General features: G+C 59.2%; 17 protein-coding genes. 5 read left to right on the plus strand and 12 right to left on the minus strand.

What is annotated here, in order from left to right:
* Positions 1–131: 131 nt before the first annotated feature.
* Genes ACT7DV_RS07305 through ACT7DV_RS07315 form a run of 3 tightly spaced genes read right to left on the minus strand, consistent with a single transcriptional unit; the run spans position 132 to position 5,001 of the window.
* On the minus strand, positions 132–509 hold the full coding sequence (locus ACT7DV_RS07305; RefSeq protein WP_444661573.1) for a universal stress protein: 378 nt from the start codon (positions 507–509) through the stop codon (positions 132–134).
* A gap of 25 nt (positions 510–534) precedes the next feature.
* Positions 535–2,709, minus strand: coding sequence for a tripartite tricarboxylate transporter permease (locus ACT7DV_RS07310; RefSeq protein WP_444661574.1), 2,175 nt, complete (start codon positions 2,707–2,709; stop codon positions 535–537).
* 12 nt (positions 2,710–2,721) lie between these two features.
* Positions 2,722–5,001 (minus strand): PrpF domain-containing protein, encoded by a 2,280-nt coding sequence (locus ACT7DV_RS07315; RefSeq protein ID WP_444661575.1) that lies wholly within the window; start codon positions 4,999–5,001, stop codon positions 2,722–2,724.
* A gap of 278 nt (positions 5,002–5,279) precedes the next feature.
* On the opposite strand from ACT7DV_RS07315, the gene ACT7DV_RS07320 reads away from it, so the two are divergent.
* The 3 genes from ACT7DV_RS07320 to ACT7DV_RS07330 all read left to right on the plus strand — a co-directional run bounded on the left by ACT7DV_RS07320 (position 5,280) and on the right by ACT7DV_RS07330 (position 7,965).
* Complete coding sequence (locus ACT7DV_RS07320; protein WP_444661576.1) at positions 5,280–6,185, plus strand: LysR family transcriptional regulator; 906 nt, start codon at positions 5,280–5,282, stop codon at positions 6,183–6,185.
* A 272-nt stretch (positions 6,186–6,457) separates the two neighbouring features.
* Positions 6,458–7,081, plus strand: coding sequence for a cyclodeaminase/cyclohydrolase family protein (locus tag ACT7DV_RS07325; protein ID WP_444661577.1), 624 nt, complete (start codon positions 6,458–6,460; stop codon positions 7,079–7,081).
* The gene (locus tag ACT7DV_RS07330) at positions 7,078–7,965 is read left to right on the plus strand and encodes a bifunctional 5,10-methylenetetrahydrofolate dehydrogenase/5,10-methenyltetrahydrofolate cyclohydrolase (protein ID WP_444661578.1); all 888 of its coding nucleotides are present in this window, start codon (positions 7,078–7,080) and stop codon (positions 7,963–7,965) included. The genes ACT7DV_RS07325 and ACT7DV_RS07330 overlap by 4 nt, the downstream gene beginning before the upstream one ends.
* Positions 7,966–8,216: 251 nt before the next feature.
* Here ACT7DV_RS07330 and ACT7DV_RS07335 read toward each other — a convergent pair whose 3' ends face one another.
* Entirely contained in the window at positions 8,217–9,641 is a 1,425-nt protein-coding gene (locus ACT7DV_RS07335) for a cryptochrome/photolyase family protein (RefSeq protein ID WP_444661579.1), read from the minus strand.
* 29 nt (positions 9,642–9,670) lie between these two features.
* Here ACT7DV_RS07335 and ACT7DV_RS07340 point away from each other — a divergent pair, with 29 nt between their 5' ends.
* Positions 9,671–9,799: a hypothetical protein gene (locus ACT7DV_RS07340; RefSeq protein WP_301540615.1), complete on the plus strand. Its 129-nt coding sequence runs from the start codon at positions 9,671–9,673 to the stop codon at positions 9,797–9,799.
* Here the strand turns inward: ACT7DV_RS07340 and ACT7DV_RS07345 are convergent.
* The 3 genes from ACT7DV_RS07345 to glyA form a co-directional block, all read right to left on the minus strand.
* Positions 9,796–10,755, minus strand: coding sequence for a 2-hydroxyacid dehydrogenase (locus ACT7DV_RS07345; protein ID WP_444661580.1), 960 nt, complete (start codon positions 10,753–10,755; stop codon positions 9,796–9,798). The two genes, ACT7DV_RS07340 and ACT7DV_RS07345, sit on opposite strands and share 4 nt — an antisense overlap.
* Positions 10,755–11,951 carry a pyridoxal phosphate-dependent aminotransferase gene (locus ACT7DV_RS07350; RefSeq protein ID WP_444661581.1) on the minus strand — a complete coding sequence of 399 codons (1,197 nt, stop codon included), beginning with the start codon at positions 11,949–11,951 and terminating at the stop codon, positions 10,755–10,757. The genes ACT7DV_RS07345 and ACT7DV_RS07350 overlap by 1 nt, the downstream gene beginning before the upstream one ends.
* Positions 11,952–12,067: 116 nt before the next feature.
* Positions 12,068–13,384: a serine hydroxymethyltransferase gene (gene glyA, locus ACT7DV_RS07355; protein WP_444661582.1), complete on the minus strand. Its 1,317-nt coding sequence runs from the start codon at positions 13,382–13,384 to the stop codon at positions 12,068–12,070.
* Between the two features lie 491 nt (positions 13,385–13,875).
* Here glyA and ACT7DV_RS07360 point away from each other — a divergent pair, with 491 nt between their 5' ends.
* Positions 13,876–14,571: a fasciclin domain-containing protein gene (locus ACT7DV_RS07360; protein ID WP_171918453.1), complete on the plus strand. Its 696-nt coding sequence runs from the start codon at positions 13,876–13,878 to the stop codon at positions 14,569–14,571.
* Between the two features lie 602 nt (positions 14,572–15,173).
* Here ACT7DV_RS07360 and ACT7DV_RS07365 read toward each other — a convergent pair.
* From ACT7DV_RS07365 to ACT7DV_RS07385, 5 genes are all read right to left on the minus strand, one after another.
* The gene (locus ACT7DV_RS07365; RefSeq protein ID WP_444661583.1) at positions 15,174–15,476 is read right to left on the minus strand and encodes a hypothetical protein; all 303 of its coding nucleotides are present in this window, start codon (positions 15,474–15,476) and stop codon (positions 15,174–15,176) included.
* 723 nt (positions 15,477–16,199) lie between these two features.
* On the minus strand, positions 16,200–17,495 hold the full coding sequence (locus ACT7DV_RS07370) for an SAVED domain-containing protein (RefSeq protein ID WP_444661584.1): 1,296 nt from the start codon (positions 17,493–17,495) through the stop codon (positions 16,200–16,202).
* Between the two features lie 61 nt (positions 17,496–17,556).
* Positions 17,557–18,027, minus strand: coding sequence for a Mov34/MPN/PAD-1 family protein (locus ACT7DV_RS07375; protein WP_444661585.1), 471 nt, complete (start codon positions 18,025–18,027; stop codon positions 17,557–17,559).
* Between the two features lie 17 nt (positions 18,028–18,044).
* Positions 18,045–19,340, minus strand: coding sequence for a HesA/MoeB/ThiF family protein (locus tag ACT7DV_RS07380; protein ID WP_444661586.1), 1,296 nt, complete (start codon positions 19,338–19,340; stop codon positions 18,045–18,047).
* Between the two features lie 591 nt (positions 19,341–19,931).
* On the minus strand, positions 19,932–20,897 hold the full coding sequence (locus ACT7DV_RS07385; RefSeq protein ID WP_444661587.1) for an SMODS domain-containing nucleotidyltransferase: 966 nt from the start codon (positions 20,895–20,897) through the stop codon (positions 19,932–19,934).
* Between the last annotated feature and the right edge of the window lie 604 nt (positions 20,898–21,501).

The raw sequence follows: 21,501 nt of genomic DNA on the forward strand, positions 1-21,501 counted from the left end.
TTGACGAGTTCTTGTCTCCTCGATCACCAGCATTCCGGAATCCAACGCGCAGGTTCCGCGCCTTTCCGGATGAAACCGGAAAGGCGCGGAACCTTGACGCGGATATGGATTATTTTCCGGGTGATGCCGGCTCAGTCCTGGGCCTTCACCGCCAGCACCGGGCAGTCGGCCTCGATGAGGATGCGCTGCGCGATGCTTCCCATCAGCAGCTTTCCCACCCGGGAGCGCTTGCGCAATCCCAGGACAATCAGGGTGACCTGATGGTCCTGTTCGGCCTGGAGAACAAAGTCGGCGGGATCATGGACGGTTCCGGACTGCGGCAGGATTTGCAGGGGGACACCGAAGTCGAGCAGGGCATTCAAGTCGATGCCAAGGCTCGCCTCAGAGATCGGTTCCCTGTCGAGGTTAGCGATCAGCAACGAGTCCTGGGCCTTATGGGCTTCGGCCAATGCCCGTCGTATGGCAGCCTTTCCGGCTGGGGTAGCGCTGAAACAAGCGAGGATTGCCATGGAATTCTCCTAGGTGAAAATCGGATCAGAGCCACGAGGCCAGCAGGCCCTGGGGCAGATCGATGGGTAGCAGGGAAGGCAGCGCCAACATCAGGACGAAGAACACCAGGGTGTAGATGATGGTGGTCTTGATTCTGGCGCGAGCCACGATCAGCAGGAAGGCCGGGAGGAAAATCGAGATGGCCGCGAGATAGCCCAGCAAGGCGGTCAGGACGAGGAACCCGGCCATCCAGGCAAAGGTGCGCAGTGCAAAGGAAGCATCGGCGGTCCACTTCGGGCCCCACGCAGCGCCGCCGGTTGCGGCCGCGGCACCCGTCATTCCCTTGATCGGGCCACCGGGAGGAGCCGTTGAAGCCGTGTCCCCGCCGGTAGGCGTCGCATGCCGGCCCGGGGAATCCGGACCGCCGTGGGCTGCGGCGGCATTCGCAGGGATTGCCGCCTGGCCGGCCAAGTACGCGGTGGCATCAACGGATACCCGATTCGAAGCAGCCGCGGCCAGCTTCCGGGTTCGCAGCTCTGTGACCAGCAGGACCAGGGACATGATGACCCCGACCCAGCCGACCAGTTGCGGAACCAGCTTGGCATCGGGCGAGTAGCTGGCAGAGAGCACCAGCGAGCCGGCAAAGACCAGCAGCAGGACGGCAGCTGCACTCAGCGACCAGACAGAGTTCTTCAACGGGGCCTCGGCATCCGGGGCGCTGTCGGACTTCGGGTCATCATCCGCGCCGAGCTGGCGGCGAGCACGGAACCACTTGAAGATATTCCAGAGGATCGGCAGCACCAGGATGGCGATGAACACCATCGTGCCCGGGCGCAGCATCCAGTCGAAGCCCTCGTACAGGCTGTCGGTCAGGAAATAGTAGCGTTCCATCGGGATGGCCAGCACAAAGCCGATCAAGAAGGGCGCACGCGGGAATCCGGTGGACTTCAAGACCCATCCGGCCACACCGAGCAGCAGCATGATCCACAGGTCCCCAAGCTGTCCGCCTTCCTGGAAGGAACCGAGCAGCATGATCACCACCAGGCCGGCGGCGAGGATGGAGAACGGGACCTTGGTCAGCGAGGAAAGCGGGCGGACCGTCATGAAGCAGAACAGCGCGCCGAGGACCGAAGCGATGGCGAAAGCCCAGATGATCATGTACATCAGGTCCAGGTGTTCGTTGATGATGCTCGGGCCTGGCTGGATGCCGTAGGTCAGCAGCATGCCCAGCAGCATCGCCGAGGGCACGCCGCCGGGAATGCCGAAGAGGAAGGTGGGGATCAGGTCGCCGGCTTCCACCGAGTTGTTGGCGCTTTCCGGGCCGACGATGCCGCGCGGGTCGCCCTTGCCGAACTTGCGCTTGTCCTTGGCGGTCGCGACGGCCTGGCCGTAGGCCAGCCAGGTGCCAGCGGTGGCGCCCACGCCGGGCAGCACCCCGGCCCAGATGCCGATCAGCCCGCCGCGCAGCACCTGCGACCAGTGGGTGAGCCATTCGCGGATGCCCGAGCCCCAGCCGCCGGTGACTTCCACCGACTGCTTGTCGCCGCGGCGCTGGCTGGCGCGCGAGGCGATCTCGGCCAGGCCGAAGATGCCCAGTGCCACGGCCACCAGGGACAACCCGTCGCCGAGGAACAGCGAACCGAAGGTGAAGCGCTCCTCGGCGGTGGTCGGCGCGGTGCCGATCATGCCCACCAGCAGGCCGGCCAGGCCGGCGGTCAGCCCCTTGATCACGTTGCCGCGCGAGAGCACTGCGGCCAACGCGACGCCGAGCACCGTGAGCATGAACAACTCCGGGCTGGCGAAGGAGAGCACCAATGGCCGGGCCAGCGGGATGGCCAGGGTCAGGCCGATGGCGCCGATGATGCCGCCGGCCATGGACGAGAGGAAGGCCAGGGACAGGGCGCGCTTGGCTTGGCCCTTGCGGGCCATCGCGTAGCCGTCGAGCATGGTGACCGAGGCCGAGGCCGAGCCCGGTGCGCCGAGCAGCACCGCCGAGACGGTGTCCGAGGTGTGAACCACGGCCAGGGCGCCGATCAGCAGGGCCAGCGCGGAGGCCGGTTCCATGCCGAAGGTCACAGGCAGCAGGATCGCAACGGCTGCGGTGCCGCCCAGTCCCGGGATCAGGCCCATGACAAGGCCCGAGATAACGCCGATCAGCAGCATGAGCAGCATGCCCGGATCGGTCAGCGAGGCCAATGCGGCCAGTGCGGAATCCAGCATTGTCGTGCCTCCTTAATCTAATTCGATGCCGTAGGAGTCCTTGAGCAATGCGGTGACATAGCCCTTGGTCTCGTCGGTCACGGTGTAGGCGTCCTTGACGCGCTGGGACAGGTTCTCATCAGCGACGATCGGGTAGCCGCCGAGCACCTCGGCCGCCTTCTTGTTGAACTCCTCGTCGCCCGAAAGCTCATGGGCCGAATCACGCAGCAGGTCCACGGCTTCTTCCGGGGCATCCTTCGGTGCCCACAGGCCCTTCTGGTAGGTGTAGGTCAAACCCAGCAATGTCTTGTAGGCCTCCAATTTCGGCCCGCTTGGCTCCTTGCCATGCAGGTCCTTGTACACCTCCACCACGGTGGGGGCATCCGGGAAGTTCGGGTCCCGCACGACCTCACCGTGCTCATCGAGCTGGCCGAAGGACATCAGCACCGTGGCGGAGCCTTCCTTGGCGATTGGCTCGACCGCTGAGTGGTAGGAGGAGGTGGTCGAGTAGTCGATGTCCACCTCGCCGCGTTGCAAGGCCAGGTTCACCGGTCCACGTCCCTCGAAGCCGAAGGTCGCCGTGATGTCGGCTTCGAGCAGGTCGAAGGCGACCAGGGTGGTCAAATCCAGGCCGGTGGCCGAGATGCCGCCGAAGACCAGGGGCTTCTTGCGGTCGATCAGGTCCCGGGTACTCTTGACCCCGGCAGCGGTGCGGGCGTAAATCACCCCGCCGGTGCCGTTGACCAGCACCGGCTCGAGGTCCTCGAAGGAATACTTCACCACATGGCGGTCCAGCACCCAGGGCACCACGGTGGTCGCGGTGCTCACCAGCAGTTCGGTGCCGTCATCGGCGGCCGAGGAGGCGAAGCGGTTGCTGCCGGTGATGCCTTCGCCTCCGGCATCGTTGATCGGGGCGAAGCCCGGTTCCCCGGGAATGTCGTGGACCAGTTCCTGGCCTACGAAGCGTGCCCAGGTGTCGGTGCCGCCGCCTTCAGCCAGAGGGATCACCACCTCCAGGGTTTCCCCGGCGTAATCGCCGTCGGCCGTGGTAGCTGGTGGGTTCAAGAGCCCGCCGCCCACCAGGGTGGCGCCGAGCCCGAGCACCGCGAAGGCCGCCACGGAGGCGAAAACGGTGCGCCGGCCGTGGGGTGGAGGGTCCGGCTCCAGCTGCTGCTCGTCCAGCCCAGTGCCCTGGGCCAGGATGACGGCCGGATTCTCCGTGCGCTCGCCGGCCGGATCGAAGCTGAGGGTCGCATCAGCCAGTTCTCGGGCGGTGCGTGAGGTGCCCACGGCCAGCTGCCCGTCGATCTGGCGTTGCCAGGTGGTGATCAGCCCGGCCGGGGTCTGCAGGCGCAACTCGCCGTCCGGGGCGCTGGCCAGCTGTTGGGCGATCAGCGTTCCGGGATGGTGCGCGCCCAGGGTCAGTGCGACGCTGCCGGTGATGGCCAGGGCTGGATGAGGTGCTCCCATCGAGAGCATCATGACCTTGATGTCGGCATCGCTGCCAGATTCGGCAGGGGCCACAATGGCAAGCTTCGGAATGGCCCGCTGGGCGTCCTCTTCTGTCTTGGCCAAGCCCATGGCCACGGCGCCGGCACGGCGGATGCGCTCCAGCCGCGGCATTTCGGCCGTGCACGCGGTGGGCCACTGGCGGAAGTCCGCCGTGCCCAGTCCTGCGGTCTGCGCATCGATGATGACTACCGGGGCGCCTGCATCGATGAGCGTTGCCGTGATATCGCTGCGGGTACGCGGGTCCTCATCTTCCACGCTCAGCGTAGATAGTTCCTTGCCATCTGGGAACAGCGCACCCGTGGTGGCTCCTGCCGGATCAAGGAATCCGATGTCCACGGCTTGCCCGGGGAATGGCACGCCGGGGATGAATGCTTCGGCTTCGGAGCCGTCGAGGTTCATCCGCTCAATGAGGATCTGCCCGGTGTTGGTGTTGCGGATGCGCACGGTGAGGATGCCGTCCTCTGGTTCCACCCAGCCCCGCTTGAGCGCGTAGGGCGCGATGACTGCCGAGCAGTTTCCGCAATTGCTTCCCCAGTCGACGACCGCTTGGTCGATGCCGACCTGGGCGAAAGTGTACTCGACATCGATGCCGGGCTCGTCGCTGGGGCCCAGGATCACCGCTTTGCTCGTCGTTGAGCTGCCACCGCCGACTCCATCAATTTGGCGTGGGTCAGGGGAACCGAAAAGCCGCAGCAGGACTTCATCGGTGGTGAATCCCGGGACGTCGAGTTCGCTTCGCTCGAAGACCCAGCATTTGCTGGTACCCCCGCGCATCCAAGTCGCCTTAATTGTGTGTTTCATTGGGCTGAACCAATCTATCGAGAACCGCGAGCCGCCGATAGATGTGATCGCCGACACGTAACCTGCTATCGATAATCCGTGAAGAGTCACTTTATTAGTAGTTACAAGAAATTCATTAGACTTAAGCGATACTTAAATCATTGAGATCACGGGCAGGATTCTTATTCCAAGCGACGCGGGGAAGCGAAAGGGTTTCTGGAACTGCTCAATGTATCCAAGAGAATCCATGAAGTGTAAGCTTTCTGAAATATAGTTAAGTTCCACTAAAGGATTCCGCTGTGCTTGATATAAAAAGATTGCAAATCTTGCTTGCTGTGGTCGAGGGCGGATCGGTGACTGCCGCGGCCGATGAGCTTTTCTACACCCCGTCGGGTGTTTCGCAGCAATTGCGCAAGCTGGAAGAAGAAGTCGGCCAGCCGCTATTGCAGCGCCGCGCCCGAGGCATGGTGCCCACCGATGCCGGGCACGTGCTTGCCGGTCATTCCCGCTCGATCTTGCGGCAGATGGACGCGGCGATTGCCGACCTGGACCAGCTGGCGGGACTGAAAAGCGGCAGCCTGAGCCTGGGCACGTTTCCCACCCTCGGCAGTTCCTTCCTGCCCTTGGTGATTAGCAAGTTCCGGAAGCTCTATCCCTCGATCAAGCTGGATGTGCGCAGTACCCGTTTGCAGGAGCTGATGGGACTGCTGTCGCGCGGAGAAATCTCGCTCGGCCTGCTCTGGGAATACGAATGGATGCCGTTGGACCGGGCCGACTTTGAACTCACCACGCTCTTCACCGAGCCAACGGTGCTGGTGGTAGGAGCGGATCACCCGCTAGCGCAATTCGAAGAGGTGGATATGGCTGCCACCGCGAGCGAGCAGTGGATCGTCAGGGCCAATATGCATCCTGTGGCAGAGCTCTTGGAGCGTTCGTGCAACGCCGCTGGATTCTCGCCGAAGATTTCCTTCCAGGCCAATGACTACCAGGAAGCCCAGGCCATGGTGTCCGTGGGCTTGGGCATCGCGTTGGCCCCGCAGTCGGCCGTCATGAATCCGCACCCGGGGGTCAAGATCCTTTCATTGGGCCCGGGCGCGGCGGCCAGAAGCGTCGTTCTGGCCCAGCGCCGCGATCGAGTCCGCGCGCCGGCGGAAAATGCGTTCCAGACGCTGCTTGTCGACATGGGCAAGACCTGGATTGAATAGCGCGAGCAGCTAATCCGCGGGCCTCGCCTCCCTGCTTATCGAACGCGCCGAAAAATACCCGATGCGACGGGCGGGCAGAAAAACCTTGACCCGACTCTGGTGGTGTTCTAGGCTTCAATATAAACTGATATACCAAGTGGATACTAAGCGGAATGGGCTGATGAATTTTTCCCGCCTCCCACATGCTGGCAAGCTGAAGCGCTGCTGAAGCTCGCCGACTTCCCTTGGCCTTGGACTGTCTTGTCGCGAATTCTGAGCGAGGAAAAATTCCCATGATCACTACCGAAACCGTCACCAGCTATCTTGAGCGCCTCGCCTCAAGAGCCCCGGCGCCCGGGGGCGGTGCGGCGGCCGCGCTGCACGCCGCGCAGGCTGCGGCACTGGTGTCCATGGTTGCCGAGTTCACCTCCGGCCCACGGTATGCCGAGGTCGAAGAGCAAGCGCAGCTCATCGCCAAAAATGCAAAGCAGCTGATGCGCGAAGCGCTGTTTGCGGCCCAGGAAGATGAGCGGCTTTTCGGCCTGCTCAGTGCAGCCTACGCCCTGCCCAAGGACACCGAAGAGCAGAAGGCCAGCCGCCGCGAAGCCATCCGCCATGCCACCATCGAAGCTGCGGCGCCGCTGGTATCGACCGTTGACCTGGCATCCGCAGCCATCACGCTGGCCCAGGAACTGCTGCCTATTGGCAACCGCTCGGTCTGCAGCGACGTGGCTGCCGCGGCGGAGTCGGCCCGTGCTGCGCTGGGCACCGCTTTGGCCACCTTGGAAATGAACATCGCTGCCATCAAGGACGAAACTGAGCGCGAACGGCTGGGCCAAGCCACCACCAAGGCAAGCGAAATGATCAACCACGCAGAAGAGCTCAGCGCAGCAGTTCGTTCGGCGGTCTCGGCATGACGGCTCGGCGCTTGAGCGGAAAACCGGTGGCTGACGAGATCCGCGCCAAGACCGCCCACATGGTTGAAAATCTGAACCGCGACGGCTTCAAGGCCAAGGTTGCCGTTCTGCTGGCCACGGAGAATGAAGCCACCGCGTGGTACGTGCGCTCCATCGAGCGGGCCGCAGCTCAGCAGGGCGTTGAATGCCAGGTGCTCCAGATGCCTGAAGCTGATCAGGATCAGCTCGCGGCGGCAATCACGGCCCTGAATGAAGACGAATCCGTGCACGGGATCATTCTCCAGACTCCGTTGCCCGAAGGCGTGGATACCGCGGCCCTGGTGCAGTTGATCGATCCGGCTAAAGACATCGATGGAGCCAATCCATTGAGCCTTGGCCGGCTCAGCGTAGGACAACCCGCCTTTGCCCCCGCCACCGCGCGTTCGGTGGTTGAAATCCTGGAACATTACCGGATTCCAATCGCTGGCCAGCATGTGGCCGTGGTTGGTCGCTCGGCCGTGGTGGGCAAGCCCTTGGCCCAGCTGCTGCTGCAGCGCGATGCCACAGTGAGCATCTGCCATTCGCGAACTGCGCAGCTGGCCGATTTCACCAAGCCTGCGGCCATCACCGTCATGGCCGTTGGCCGTGCCAACCTGCTTACCTCCCAAGAAGTTGCCGATTCCTCGGTGGTCATCGACGTGGGCACAAACGTGGACGAAGCAGGGCAGCTGGTCGGAGACGTGCACGCGGCGTCGGTCCAGCCGAAGGTGCGCGCGCTCAGCCCGGTACCTGGAGGCGTGGGCACGGTGACCACAGCGCTGCTCATCTGGCATACCGTGCAGGCCGCTGCGAAAGTTTGCGAGTCGATCATGTGGAGAGGAGAGCCCATGACCACACGCCGGTAGCAGTACGCCAGCGTTCAGGTTCGACTTTGGCGGGCAAACCAGCCCGCCGGGCCGCGAAGGGTGCTGGAACGGCCGGTGCCAGGCGCAGCGATGAAAAGACCTGGGCTTTTCCGACGACGTGGTGATATGGGATCTGTTGGTCGGATACTGTCCAAATGGCCGCCGCATCATTGATTTGGAGATCAATGATGCGGCGGTTTCTGCTGTCATGACGCTGGCTGAAAGAGCGGGGCCGCGCAGGCGCCGGATGATCAGCTTTCGGTACCCGGGGAATGCGCGCGCTGACCTGATTTCATGTGGTTATAGGAATCGAGGGCCGCTTGCCGTGATTCCTTCAGATCCACCACCGGCTCAGCCGCCAATGGGGCATAACGGGCTACGTAGGCGCCGGATGGATCGAACTTCTTGGCTTGGAGTTGCGGATTGAAGACCCTGAAATAGGGCGCGGCGTCGGCTCCGCAGCCCGCGACCCATTGCCAGTTGGCCGTATTGCAGGCCAGATCCGCGTCGACCAGGGTATCCCAGAACCATTTCTCGCCAACTTTCCAATGCAGCCCCAGGTTCTTGACCAGCAAGCTCGCGGTGACCATGCGCACGCGATTGTGCATCCATCCCGTCTGCCACAGCTGGGCCATCCCGGCATCCACCAGGCCGAAGCCCGTTCGGCCGCGCTGCCAGCAGCGCGTGAAATGGGCTGCGCGAGGCGATTCATCGGGCCAGGCCCAATCGAAATCGTCGAATTCCGAGCGCAGGTTCTCGGCGGGCAGCTCCGGGTGGTGATAGTAGAGATGCCAGCAGAAATCCCGCCAGGCGACTTGGCGGCGCAAGGCCAGGGCGCCTTCAGCGCCATGCCCAGTGCTGCTGGCGAGGGCGCTGAGCTCACTCCACACTTGATGAGGACTCAAGTGGCCCCAGCGCAGCGCCGGGGAGAGCGCCGAGGTTCCATCAAGATCCGGGCGGTCATGCCGGTCAGCGTAGTGCTGCGCGATATCCTCGAGCACCTGCGCCAGGCGTGCCTGGGCGGCGGGTTCCCCGGGGGTCCAGGCATCCGCCAGCCCGGTGGACCAATCGGGTGAACTGGGCAGCAGCTCCCAGCTGGCCAGCGTATCGCTGCCAGGCAATTCGATGTCTGGCGGGGACTGTGGCTGCGGAGCGGGGAGGGGCTGGCGGATCTCGGTGCTGCGCAGGGCGTTGTGGAACGGAGTGAAGACCTTGTAGCCGGTGCCCGCTTGGGTGAGCAGTTCCCATGGCTCATGCAGCAGCGCGCCTGCGTGGCTTTGCGCGTGCATTCCCGCTTTGCGCACGTGGTCCTTGATCAAGGTGTCCACCGTGCGTTCGGCCTGCCCATAGCGCCGGTTCCAGTGCACCGCGGCGACGTTGCCGTGGCCGGTGATTTCCTCGATGATGTGCAGGCTGGTTCCGCGGCGCAGGATCAGCGGGATGCCGAGCTCCTGCAGCGATGCGCGCAGGCTGATGAGTGCATGATGAAGCCACCAGCGGGCCGCCGAGCCCAGCGGCCTGATCCCGGGGGAATGCTCATCGAGGATATAGAGGGCAACAACAGGTCCCGCTTCGCTGGCGGCCAGCAGGGCCGGATGGTCCGCGGTGCGCAGATCATCTCGGAATAGCACCAGCTGGTAGCGCTGTGCGGTATCAATGCTGCTGTTGGCCGTCATGACGCCAGCCTAAATGATGGCCCTCAAGGATGAAGGATGGCAGTCAGGTCTTACTCAGCAACGCGCGGGCGCGCTTGCTTAAACAGCTTGAGGACATCGGCACCGATGTCCTCAAGCTGTTGCGTTCCATGGCGCTGTCCCGCGGGGACGGCGCCTAGTTCACAGGGGTGACAGGGTCCTCGCCGCGCAGCACAGCCAGCGTGTTCTCGCTGGCCAGCACCGCCATCGCGGTTCGCGTTTCCACGGTCGATGAGCCCAGGTGCGGCACCAGGGCCACGTTCTCCAGTTCCAGCAGTTCCGGGTGGACCGCTGGTTCCTTCTCGAAGACATCCAGCCCGGCCCCGGCGATGGCGCCTTCGCGCAATGCCTGCGCCAGCGCGGCCTCGTCCACGATCGGGCCGCGGGCGGTGTTGACCAGATAGGCTTCCGGCTTCATTGCCGCCAGCTGCTCCGCACCGATCAGGTGATGGGTGTTCGGGCCGTAGGGGCAGTGCAGCGAGACAACATCGGAGATGGCCAGCAGCTCGTCGAGCTCGACCCGCCGCGCACCGAGCTCGGCGGCGGTTGCCGGATCGATTTCGCTGCGCGACTGGTAGACGACCTCCATGCCGAAGGCCTTGGCCCGGCGGGCCGTGGCCTGGCCGATGCCGCCCATGCCCACCACGCCCAGGGTCTTGCCCTGCAGGCTTGAGCCGAGCAGGAAGAACATGCCCCACTTCCATGGGGTTCCGGAGCGGATCAGGCGTTCGCCTTCGCCCAGGCGGCGGGTGGCCATCAGGATCAGGCCGAAGGCGATATCCGCGGTGGCCTCGGTCAGCACTCCCGGGGTGTTGGTGGCGCGCACGTTCCGGGCGGTGCAGTCGGCCACGACGATGTTGTCGTAGCCCACCGCCACATTGGAGACGACCTGCAGCTGCGGGCCTGCGGCGTCCAGCAGTTCCGCGTCCACGCGCTCGGTCAGCAGGGTGACCAGCGCGTCGGCGCCAGCCACCTTGCCCAGCAGTTCTTCGCGGGAGATCGACTGCTCGCCGTCCCATGCGTCCACCTCGTGCTCGGCGCGCAGCTTTTCCAGCGCGGCATCCGGGATCCGGCCGGTGACTACTACCTTCGCCATTACGCCTCGATCCATTCGCGCAGCCGGCCCAGGCCTTCGCGGATGTCCGCGGTTTCAATGCCCGAGTAGGCCAGTCGGATGTATTGGCGTTCCTCGCCGGGCAGGCGGCGGCCGAAGTGCTCGCGGGTGCAGAAGGAGACGCCGGTGTTCTCCAATGCGGCGGTGGCGAATTCCCCGACTTCGGTGAAGCCTTTGCGCTCCATGGCCTCGGTGACATCCGGGAACAGGTAGAAGGTGGACTGCGGAACGGCGACGCTGAATCCCGGGATCGAATTCACGATCTCGCAGGCGACGTCGCGGCGTTCCTTGAGAGTGTCGAGCATTTCCTGGACCGGCTCCTGCGGCCCGGTCAGCGCGGCGATGCCCGCCCACTGCACATAGTGGGTGGTGCATGACTCGTCGTTGGTGTTCAGCTTGCTCATGACATTGGCGATCTCAAGCGGCGCGACGGCGCAGCCCAGGCGGGAGCCGGTCATCGCGAACTTCTTGCTGAAGGTGTACAGGATGACGGTGCGCTCGGCCATCGAAGGCAACGCTGCGATGGAATTCGAAACCCCCTCGTAGCGGGTTTCGAAGTAGGCCTCGTCGGAGAGCACCCAGAGGTCATGCTCGATGGCCAGCTGGGCCACCGCCTCGCGTTCGGCGGCCGTGGACTCGGCGGAAATCGGGTTTTGCAGGTCGTTGTAGATGATCGCCGTGGTGTTCTCGGTGATCGAGGCGCGCACCTGCTCCAGGTCAATGGCGAAGCCCGACTCGGTCGGCACGTAGTTATACGGCACCGCAGTGCCACCGAGGTACTCGATCTGGGATTCGTAGATCGGGAAGCCCGGGTTCGGGTAGAGCACTTCTTGGCCCGGATCCATGACCGCCTGCAGGAACTTGGTGATCACCGGCTTGCCGCCGGTCATCACCACCACGTTGTCGGCGGTGAATTCCATGCCGCGGCGGGAGCCGATGTCATGGGCCAGGGCTTCGCGCAGCTGCGGGATGCCGGGGCCCGGGCAGTAGCCGGTGTAGCCGTCGTTGATGGCCTGGTTCATGGCGCTGACGATGTGCGTCGCGGTGGGGATGTTGATATCGCCCAGGTGGAACGGGTAGACGCGGTTGCCCTTGGCCTTCCAGGCTGCGGCGGCCTGCGCCACGCTGAATGCCGTTTCGGTGCCTAGCCGTTCGAGGCGTTGTGCCAGTTGTTGCATAGTGGAGATCTTTCGTTGGTGGGGAGTTGGCGCAGGGCTGCTGCGCGGATTCCATAGCCGAGGACGCGGTCGGTGCTGAGTTCAGCCTTCCGGGCCCCCATCCTCACAAGATGGTGTTACTCGGAAACCTTGGCCAGATCCGGATACAGCGGATGAGCTTCGGCCAGCTCCAGAACCCGGTCCTTCAGCTCTGGCAACACCGAGGTATTGCCATCAGCACCAGCAATCAACGCCTGCGCAATGATCTCGGCCACCTCGGCAAACGCCGCCTGGGAGAAGCCGCGCGTCGCCAACGCCGGAGTACCGATGCGCAAGCCCGAAGTCACCATCGGCGGACGAGGATCAAACGGCACCGCATTGCGATTCACCGTGATCTCCACCTGCGCCAGCAAATCCTCGGCCTGCTGGCCATCCAACTCCGAATTACGCAGATCAACCAGAACCAGGTGCACATCGGTGCCACCAGTCAGCACGCTGATGCCCTTGGCCGCCACATCATCCTGAGTCAAACGCTCAGCAAGGATCTTGGCACCAGCCAAGGTGCGCGCCTGGCGTTCCTTGAACTCTTCGGACGCAGCGATCTTGAAGGCCACTGCCTTGCCAGCAATCACGTGCTCCAGCGGACCGCCCTGCTGGCCTGGGAAGACTGCAGAGTTCAGCTTCTTGGCGATCTCGGCATCGTTGGACAGGATGATGCCGCCACGAGGACCGGCAAGGGTCTTGTGGGTGGTCGAGGTGACCACGTGGGCGTAAGGCACAGGAGACGGGTGCAACCCGGCAGCGACCAGGCCGGCGAAGTGCGCCATGTCCACGAACAGGTAAGCGCCGACCTTGTCCGCGATCTCGCGGAAGCGCTTGAAGTCCAGCTGGCGCGGATACGCCGACCAACCGGCCACGATCATCTTCGGCTGGTGCTCCACGGCAAGGCGCTCCACCTCGTCCATGTCCACCACATTGGTCTCTTCGTTCACGCCGTAGGGCACGATGTTGAACAAGCGGCCGGAGAAGTTCAGCTTCATGCCATGGGTCAGGTGCCCGCCGTGGGCCAAGTTCAATCCCAGCACGGTGTCGCCCGGGCGGACCAGCGCGTGGTACACCGAGGCGTTGGCCTGCGCGCCGGAGTGCGGCTGGACGTTGGCGAAGTTCGCGCCGAACAGTTCCTTGATGCGCTCGATGGCAAGGGTCTCGATGACGTCGACTTCTTCGCAGCCGCCGTAGTAGCGGCGGCCCGGGTAGCCCTCGGCATACTTGTTGGTCAGCACCGAGCCCTGGGCCTGCATGACAGCCTGGGCGGTGTGGTTCTCCGAGGCGATCATTTCCAGGCCGCGCTGCTGGCGGGCCAGTTCAGCGTCGATGCGCTGCGCCACCTCCGGGTCCAGGGTTCCGAGGTCTTCGGTCAATGAGCTGATGGACAGGTCCTGGGTACTGGTCAACGAATTCTCCTAATGTACGAATTGCAGACAACTGATATATCAATAGTTTATGACAAGGCTATGAGGCGAATCCTGATGAGTCAATAGTCTGGGAGACATTCATTCCAAGGCCACAGCTGGAAGCGGACAACGGCGGAAGGATCAGGGAGATTTATACACATGCGCGCAGGAAGCTTCATGGCGAAATGCGCTTGCCGAGGTTGAAATGGCAATCATGTCCCGCTGGTAGCCAGGGGTGGTTGTTCAAGGTTCCGGCAATGCTCGCGCAGACCCTGGCGGGCATGTCTGGATGTCTTTCGGGATTCCCATGCCTTTCACGCGGTTCGACATCGTGCGCTGCTGCCTGTCATCTCAGGTTCCGGACACGAGGGAAAAAACTTTTAAATAATCCAATCCGGATTGTTCATGGCCCCGAATGCCCTGTGACAACCCAAACCAAGAGGTTTGGAAAACCGACTGGCCCAACGGGGTCGCCAGGTAAGGAGTTCGACATGAAAACCATGCAGCGCAAGACAGTAGGACTGCTCTCGATTGCCGCGGTCGCCGCATTCGGATTGAGCGCTTGCTCGATGGACAACAGCGCCGAGTCCACTCCAAGCAGCGAAAGCTCGGCATCAAGCATGGCGCCGAGCAGCTCGGATTCTTCCATGGATTCGGGAATGGCCAGCGAATCGGCCATGGATCCCGCCGCCAACCTTGTTGGCTCAGGATGTGCAGCGTACGCAGAAGCAGTGCCCGAGGGTGACGGTTCCGTTGCTGGCATGGCCCAGGATCCGGTAGCAGTGGCAGCGTCCAACAACCCGTTGCTGACCACCCTGACCAAGGCAGTATCGGGAAAGCTGAACAAGGACGTGGACCTGGTAGACACGCTCAACGGCGATGAGTTCACCGTCTTCGCACCGGTGGATGACGCATTCAAGGCCATTCCAGAAAAAGACCTGAACGCTGTCGTGTCGGATGCCGACATGCTGACCAAGGTGCTGACCTACCATGTGGTCCCAGGCCAGATAACCCCCGATGAGTTGAAGGGCGATCTGGAAACCGTTGAAGGCGACAAGGTCAAGATCAGCGGCAGCGGCGATGACCTGATGGTCAACGATGCCAAGGTCATTTGCGGTGGCGTGCAGACTGCCAATGCCACCGTCTACCTCGTTGATTCGGTGCTGATGCCACCGGCAAAGAACTAGCATTACGGCTTAAAGCCGAAGAAGCCAGGGAACGGGCGATTCGTAATTTGGGGGAGGCCCGTTTCCTGGCTTTTTGCTTGCCTCTGGCTGGATCGTACTTACCTTGGCTGCCCGCTTGCAGTGGCCTGCCTATTGGCATGAAATCCAAGATCGGTTGGTCCGCTGGCGCTGACGTGTTCGGTTCTTGCCGGCAGGTTGCGGAGCGAGCCGGGCCCCATCATAGTGAGACTTAAATGCAAATCCGTCCGATGTTTCGCGAAACCGGTCAACAGCCGTGGCGGCTCTTTACTATGCAGCGGCCATCCATACGGGGAAGGTCTTGACTGTACGTGGTTTGTCCGTTGTATCAAATTACTCGTTTCGCAGTCTTCATCTGGACTGCGGCGATTTCAGCAACAGGTTGACTGACTGCGTGGCGACGATCCTCTAGGCGAAATTTCACTACTTAACTTGACTCGTTATCGGGTGTAGTTAACTTAGAGAGCTGGCTCCCTGCGTAAGCCGTCGAACCCGATATTTTACTTTATGTAAAGCAAAATATACTTAGTCACCGATGGTTTACCGGAAGACTCTAAGTTAGTCCTGGTCAGCCGAGGATTCCTTTAGTTTTCTTTAGTCTTCCAGGTAAAGTAGATGTCGCAGTTGCGATCTCCATCTTCTAGAACATAGGAATTGCGGATATTAACGGCGATCTTGCCCTGATCATTGCTGAACGGTTCACCCTTGTAGGAGGCGAACAGCTTGGACAAACGCACTGGAACGTCGGTTGCTACCCGGACAGCTTTGCCAGGATGTTGCTGCGCAAGCTGAGCGAACTTCTCGACCTCGTACTGTTTGCCGATGGTGCGCGTGTTAGCTCGTGTTGGGGGTAGGTCGCCAATGAAGGGAGACGAATCCGTGGACATGTGACCTTCCTTAGAGCACGCTATTTCGAAACAGTTCCTTGTCCACTTTACAACGGCATGAAACATGAGGGGAATTTGTTTGAAACTGCACGGATTCCTGGGAAATTCCATTGCGTGACGCCGTCATTTTCGGCTGATCGATACGTCCGCCGAAACTCTTCATGCCAGTCAGAACCTCTTCCAGTTTGCTTTCGCCATTCCATGACGCGACCGCTCCCCTCGCAGTCCTGCATCACTGCTGTTCATTTTTTCCTGGGCAGTCGCGTGACTTATGCCTTCCACTGCAATCGGCGGCTACACGCACGAAAACGAAAAAATTCTCATCTTCGCTCCCTGACGAAATCCATTAGTCCTGAAATCATCGTTCAGCATGTGTCACGAGCAGCCGAGCCTATGGCTGGCTATATCGATCTGAAGGGGTCAGCTCCTCCAAGCGCAGGGACCCATAGTCTTTTTGCTTCTTCAAGAATTGGGTTACTGGCCTACCGCTTTGGTGATCCCTTCAGGGAACCATCGAAGGTAGCTGGATACGGAGGAAACGGATAAAGGTTTTCCCATCAATGAAGACTTTACTTGCTTTACCGCACATAAAAACTTTCGGGTAGCGTATCGCATCGAACCCCAACTCTGCCTTGGCCTGGGTTTTATCAAAAAGACTATTCGCAAAATAGGGCGAACTGGGAGCCGATAAGCCTTACCTTTCGGCAGACCTTTGCCATCAGCTTAGATGAGCACCTCTTCTATTGCCCCGTCGCTTGCCGAAGCCCGTACCTTCAACGTCGGAACGTATCTTGCACGATAGTCACCTCCTGGTTCGATTGGGTCTGAATCGTCCCATTCATAAACGACACATCTTAGAGTATTGGTCAACCGTCCAACGAGAAGTGCCAACGGGAATGGGCAACGCAGTAAAATGTGTGTCTGCGCGTTATTATTTTCATTCGATATTGCACGGATATGTGCCGCGATCTCAGAAGCAATACGGCCAGCGTCTTTCGGGTCTATGAGCGAGTTATCTAGGTTTGAGATATGACGCCAAGCCACAATAAAATCACGGCTTTCCTCAAGGAACCGGCTGAACGCAGTATCGCTACGTTGAGGTAAAAGATCAATGTATATGGCAACGGAAGGCCTACCTAGTGGGATAGCCGATTGGTTCTTCCCTTCGTCTAGAATCTGCACCTTTGTCATATCATGCAAATTAGATTCACTTTGGCTTTCCCAGTCGACGCCCTTTTGATCAATAACCACCATTTTGCCAACTCGCGACGAAGGAAGCGCTGCGCCAACGGCGAATCCGACTGATAGGTGTCCTCCTCCCCGAATGCAAAGACGATGCGCACCTGAACGGGTAACCGCATCTGGTAGCAGGCCTATAGTGTCCTTAAGATCATGTAAGCCCTCGGCATTTGGAAGACGTTCGTGCCCAGAGGGACGTAGGCGGATGTCTAGCTCGGCTCCAGTACGGTCATACACCTGCGGAGTGTTTCTAGTCTGAAGACTAAGATTGAAAGTCTGTTCACGATTTTCAACACGTTCTCGTAGAGAAGCAACTCGATGCCACACTAGACCGCGCGTCAGAGCTTTAAGCCCCTCGCGAGTTGCTGGATTTTGATCTACACCACTTAACTGTCCAGGCCGGCGTGCCAGCAGCCGGTCTGGAGCATCATAGTCCGTCCGCGACTCAACGTTTTGGACTGAATTCGCGATTCCTAGTACGAAATTCTGATGGCGTTGATGTAGCTCAATAAGATGAGGTGCCTCGACCATTCTGACTACTCGACTGTTTACGACGTCCGGTGTAACAACAAGAATTCCGCCCGAGATCCCCGCAGCAATTGCCTGCTCAAGGCGCTCTTCGGTATCTCCTGGCGGCAAATCGTCTCGATCGCGCCACACTGGGATCCCAGCCGTTCGAAGAATCCATGCAAGTTCTGCAGTTATCGCAGTTCCGTCATTCTGCCGGTAGGAAATAAAAATCGGGTCTGAGGGATCGAGTGTTTGGTGCCTACCGGTCATGAAACTTCCTCTTAATTATTCCTGATGAATGATCCGAATATTATTGGGAAAATAACTTAATTCACAATTCAGTATCGTTCATTTTTTCCATCTTTATTCGCTGAATCTGCTTGCTATCAATTAACCAAGTAGCGGTAGTGGTTCGACCTGATGAATCGACGCATGCAATGATGGCAACGAATCGTGCAAATGCGAGTTCCCTGTCGTGTAGATGACGCAAATACGAGTGCAAATCTACGTTGCTCGGTGATAACGGTCCAGAAGGATGAGTGTGCCATTCCCCAATCCACTCGCTTTTGTCGGTATTCCAAGCAGTTTGAGCTAGTTTTTGTGCATGTTCGAGATCACGTATGAATGTATTCTGACCGCGTTGCGCTCCTGGACCAGGGTCCCCGGCATGCCTAATTATAATATTTCCGCTCCTAGTTTCGGTTCCAAGTAGAATTCCACCTGTTTCTAACCCGTCATAAGAGCGCTTTGCTTCGCGGTTGATTGAAGCACGTGCCGAATCAGAAATTTTTATTTGGCGCATCTTTCCATGGCCTTCTCTCAAGGGAAACAAGTCGGACATGATGGGCGTGGCTCTGGCAATGAGGACCATCGAATGTCGCATGCCCGACTTATATCAAAGGGAGCCGACAAATCACCAATAGGACGGAGACCGACTGTGGCAAGCTCACCAGGTAACTGTTGCGTGTGGTCACCATGAATCGACTCAAGCAGCGTAGCCACTGCCATTTTGGCGGCGAGCGTACCAATGTAGCGAAGATCTGGCGGTACGGCAGTCATAGGACGGTGAACGTGCCCGGTTCCGTAGCCCAGCTCTTGGTCTGCCTCAGCATCCATAGCCCCGTGGTCGGAGAGATGACGACGTAGGCATAACAGACAACCAAAGCGAGGAGTTGGGCGAAGCCTAACAATCTCACCCACAGCGCCACCGTCTAGAACGCAGGCCATAACCAAGGGCTTTTTAGCATGCCGTGCGAGATGGCTGACTACACGTCTAGGACCAATGCCATCCGCGGCGCATATCACCATGTCGACGCCTTTAAGAAGGGGAGCTAAATAATGAGCTTGATTAACAACATTTAGCCGATGTGCGGCGACTTGTTGGCTTGGCCATCGTTTGGCAAGATAATCTTCCATGGCCGCTACCTTGAAGCGCCCTACGCTTTCTGGACCGAGTATATGGCGAAGCGTGTTATGCCAAAGCAATCGATCTGGATCAACTAGTTCGACCCGCCCAACTCCGTACCCAGCTAAGGATTCAATAGCGGAGCTACCGATGCTTCCACAGCCCACTACCATCACACTGTTAGTAGCCAGTAGTTCGATAGGCCATTTACCGGAAAGCTGACCCAACCCAATTTCGTCTGGTTCAATTTCGAGCTGAAGTGGATATACCTGATCTCGACTGATCAGCCATCCTACGAATTCCGTAATCCCTACTTCCTTTAGTTCTGAAGGAATACTGGGGTCATGCGTAACGACAATATTGAGTGTATTCCCAGGATCCATAACGCCCGGGACCATTCTTCTGAAGGCATCGAAACCGATTGCAGTACCGGGACGGCTGGCCAGAGAAAAATGATGGATGTGGGCATCATTCTCTGAAAGCCTTATCCACTGCCCAACCGCATTATTGTCACCGGAACGAAGTGTGGTGTATTGGCGATCAATTACTACTTGTTGGCGAATGCCTTTGGCTGTTTCAACCGCGTGGACTACATACATATCATCTGCGGGAACACAACGAAGTGCCAGCGCACCACGAATTAACTTGGAGTCTGAGATCTTAGACTTTGCGTCGCTGGTCATTAATACGTATGGGTCATGGTTAGGCATCCGGAGACCTGTCATGATCGGCTATTCTGGTTGATTCTAGGTTAGCCACTGCCTCCGCGATCAAATGGTCGTAGGAAGGATCTGAGACTATTCCATTGACCGACATCTGATTGATAGAGCCGGCCTTCATGAGTGCATACTCAATTCTCCATCCCGCGGCCTTGAGTAGTAGATCGACGATGCTGGCTTCCGGTTGCCATCCGCCAAGGCTTTGGAGGAGACATAGAGACCCGTCAGGCGCTACGTGCCAGGCTGACTGAGTCCTTTCCCAAAAAGTCGGTGTGGGACTTAGCGGGTAGATGGCTGGTGGAACCATGGGATGTGCAGAAGAATAAGAGAGGTAGATTTTGAGCTCGGATTGTCCTAACAGGTCACTCAGAGCCGCTGGGCGCGATCTTTCGAATGGCCAGCAAGGGATCTGCCCCATCCATCCTCCATGTATCGACCCCTCGTGGGAGGGGCTTATATATTCAAGGGATGGAGTGAAATCATGGACCTCTCGTTGATCACGCGCTAGGCGTGCTGGATCCCGTTCCATCCAAGAAACCGGGACAAATTCAGTTGCGTCTGAAGCTGGTATGTCCACATCATTCATCCCTGTGGCGTGTCCTTCACCAAGCGCGGAGTAGCCGGCAGGGTTGCAGGTGCTAGGCCTCCTCTTGGCTTTGGCGGTTTAGGGAAATCGTCACCAAAGACCTCGCCCCAGTATTTAATAGCATTAGTTGAGTCATTGTTAATCTGAGCTCGTACTGCTTTGATCGTATTTTCTCGTGCAGACTGCAGGCAGTCGCTAAATTGAGAATAGTCAAGGTCAGGCTGAATCGGACCGCACAATCCAGCCGGATCGTGGACTTCATTTCCTCCTGCAATTTGATAGGAGGCGCTGACAAAAAACTGATTAATAGCTGATGGCTGATTACTGTTTGTTGGCAAGCAATCAAGCGAGAGAACCTCTGTTACAAGCGACTTGATCTTTATTTCCTGTACCGAGGCCCACCATTTAAGCATTCGGACGGTTTCAGTAAAATCGTTCCACTCGTTCTGACGAGTTGCTACCTCAGCAATAAGGTATTCGGGATCGCAGGAAACCCAATCCTTTGAGATCGCTTCCGGAATTAATAGCTTTCCTTCGCGCCTCAGTGCGGGCATCGCATCTACAGTAAAAGCATCCGGATCATTCGGGTCATCTAGAAAACATTTGACGGCATGATTACGCCAACGAGCAAGCCGGACTGCCTTCTCATACGTCCCGTTAGTCGCACCGAGTAACGCATTGACTCGCTCACGCGTGTGGTTGAGCGCATCAGATGCTGACTCTCCGGGACTTCCCCAGTCTGGGTGGTCGTCCTCGTTGAAAATGATAATCACGTCAACATCGTGGATAGGATCTTTGTGAGTCCCGCGAGCGAAGGATCCGGAGGGTACGACCTCTTTAACGTCTTGCTCCGTCTCGAATGCTCCAGCAAAGAGATCACGCCTGATACGCGCCTCGCGGACATTTTCACTGTCCGCATTGACAACTTTCTGGAACGTACTAAAAGCTTCTGCCACGTTCATATCGACTCCCCCAGCCAACTCGAATGTTTACTGCCTATCATAGCCAGAAAATAGTTACTATAGATCCCCATTATGAGTTGATCCCCCGTTCGCTCGATCATCTTGTGATCGATGAAAGAAGCGTTATCAAAAGATGGACGAGGGAACTAATTCTGAGTTTCCAGACGACGAGTGATCAACAACCTTACCCACGAGTTGGATACGATTCTAGATATGTCGAAATCGTTCGTTTTTGACACAGCGAAATCTATCAAACTGCATCACACCATTTCAGCTGAAAATTCAAGGGGCATTTTCGCGCAGCGGTTCAAAACACAGTTCCATAATCTATAGAGTAATTTTATCTGTAACTGACGAATTTTGATACTTTTCAAGGCGTGGAACGTCTTCTTGGATTCGCGCGAGTGAACACTCACGCACAGAACCGAGAGCAGTAGGAAGCCGAGCTGCGTGCTGCTGGCGCGGAGATGATCTCTATCATTCACGGCGAATCAACCCGTATTGCCAGTCGCCAGCAATGGGGGAGCATGTCTGGTGTGCATGAGATCCGGCGACACGCTTGTGATCCGAGCGCTGGGCGAGATAGTTGGCACCGAACGGATGG

The sequence above is a fragment of the Glutamicibacter sp. TV12E genome, assembly GCF_052441935.1.
Taxonomy (GTDB): domain Bacteria; phylum Actinomycetota; class Actinomycetes; order Actinomycetales; family Micrococcaceae; genus Glutamicibacter.

Excerpts from the sequence above, each read along its gene's own strand:
- ACT7DV_RS07305 (WP_444661573.1), bottom strand. The coding sequence starts at position 509 with ATGGCAATCCTCGCTTGTTTCAGCGCTACCCCAGCCGGAAAGGCTGCC.
- ACT7DV_RS07360 (WP_171918453.1), top strand. The coding sequence starts at position 13,876 with ATGAAAACCATGCAGCGCAAGACAGTAGGACTGCTCTCGATTGCCGCG.
- ACT7DV_RS07365 (WP_444661583.1), bottom strand. The coding sequence starts at position 15,476 with ATGTCCACGGATTCGTCTCCCTTCATTGGCGACCTACCCCCAACACGA.
- ACT7DV_RS07310 (WP_444661574.1), bottom strand. The coding sequence starts at position 2,709 with ATGCTGGATTCCGCACTGGCCGCATTGGCCTCGCTGACCGATCCGGGC.
- ACT7DV_RS07350 (WP_444661581.1), bottom strand. The coding sequence starts at position 11,951 with ATGCAACAACTGGCACAACGCCTCGAACGGCTAGGCACCGAAACGGCA.
- ACT7DV_RS07385 (WP_444661587.1), bottom strand. The coding sequence starts at position 20,897 with ATGAACGTGGCAGAAGCTTTTAGTACGTTCCAGAAAGTTGTCAATGCG.
- ACT7DV_RS07330 (WP_444661578.1), top strand. The coding sequence starts at position 7,078 with ATGACGGCTCGGCGCTTGAGCGGAAAACCGGTGGCTGACGAGATCCGC.
- ACT7DV_RS07375 (WP_444661585.1), bottom strand. The coding sequence starts at position 18,027 with ATGCGCCAAATAAAAATTTCTGATTCGGCACGTGCTTCAATCAACCGC.
- ACT7DV_RS07380 (WP_444661586.1), bottom strand. The coding sequence starts at position 19,340 with ATGCCTAACCATGACCCATACGTATTAATGACCAGCGACGCAAAGTCT.
- ACT7DV_RS07370 (WP_444661584.1), bottom strand. The coding sequence starts at position 17,495 with ATGACCGGTAGGCACCAAACACTCGATCCCTCAGACCCGATTTTTATT.
- ACT7DV_RS07340 (WP_301540615.1), top strand. The coding sequence starts at position 9,671 with ATGAAGGATGGCAGTCAGGTCTTACTCAGCAACGCGCGGGCGCGCTTG.
- ACT7DV_RS07315 (WP_444661575.1), bottom strand. The coding sequence starts at position 5,001 with ATGAAACACACAATTAAGGCGACTTGGATGCGCGGGGGTACCAGCAAA.
- ACT7DV_RS07325 (WP_444661577.1), top strand. The coding sequence starts at position 6,458 with ATGATCACTACCGAAACCGTCACCAGCTATCTTGAGCGCCTCGCCTCA.
- ACT7DV_RS07335 (WP_444661579.1), bottom strand. The coding sequence starts at position 9,641 with ATGACGGCCAACAGCAGCATTGATACCGCACAGCGCTACCAGCTGGTG.
- ACT7DV_RS07345 (WP_444661580.1), bottom strand. The coding sequence starts at position 10,755 with ATGGCGAAGGTAGTAGTCACCGGCCGGATCCCGGATGCCGCGCTGGAA.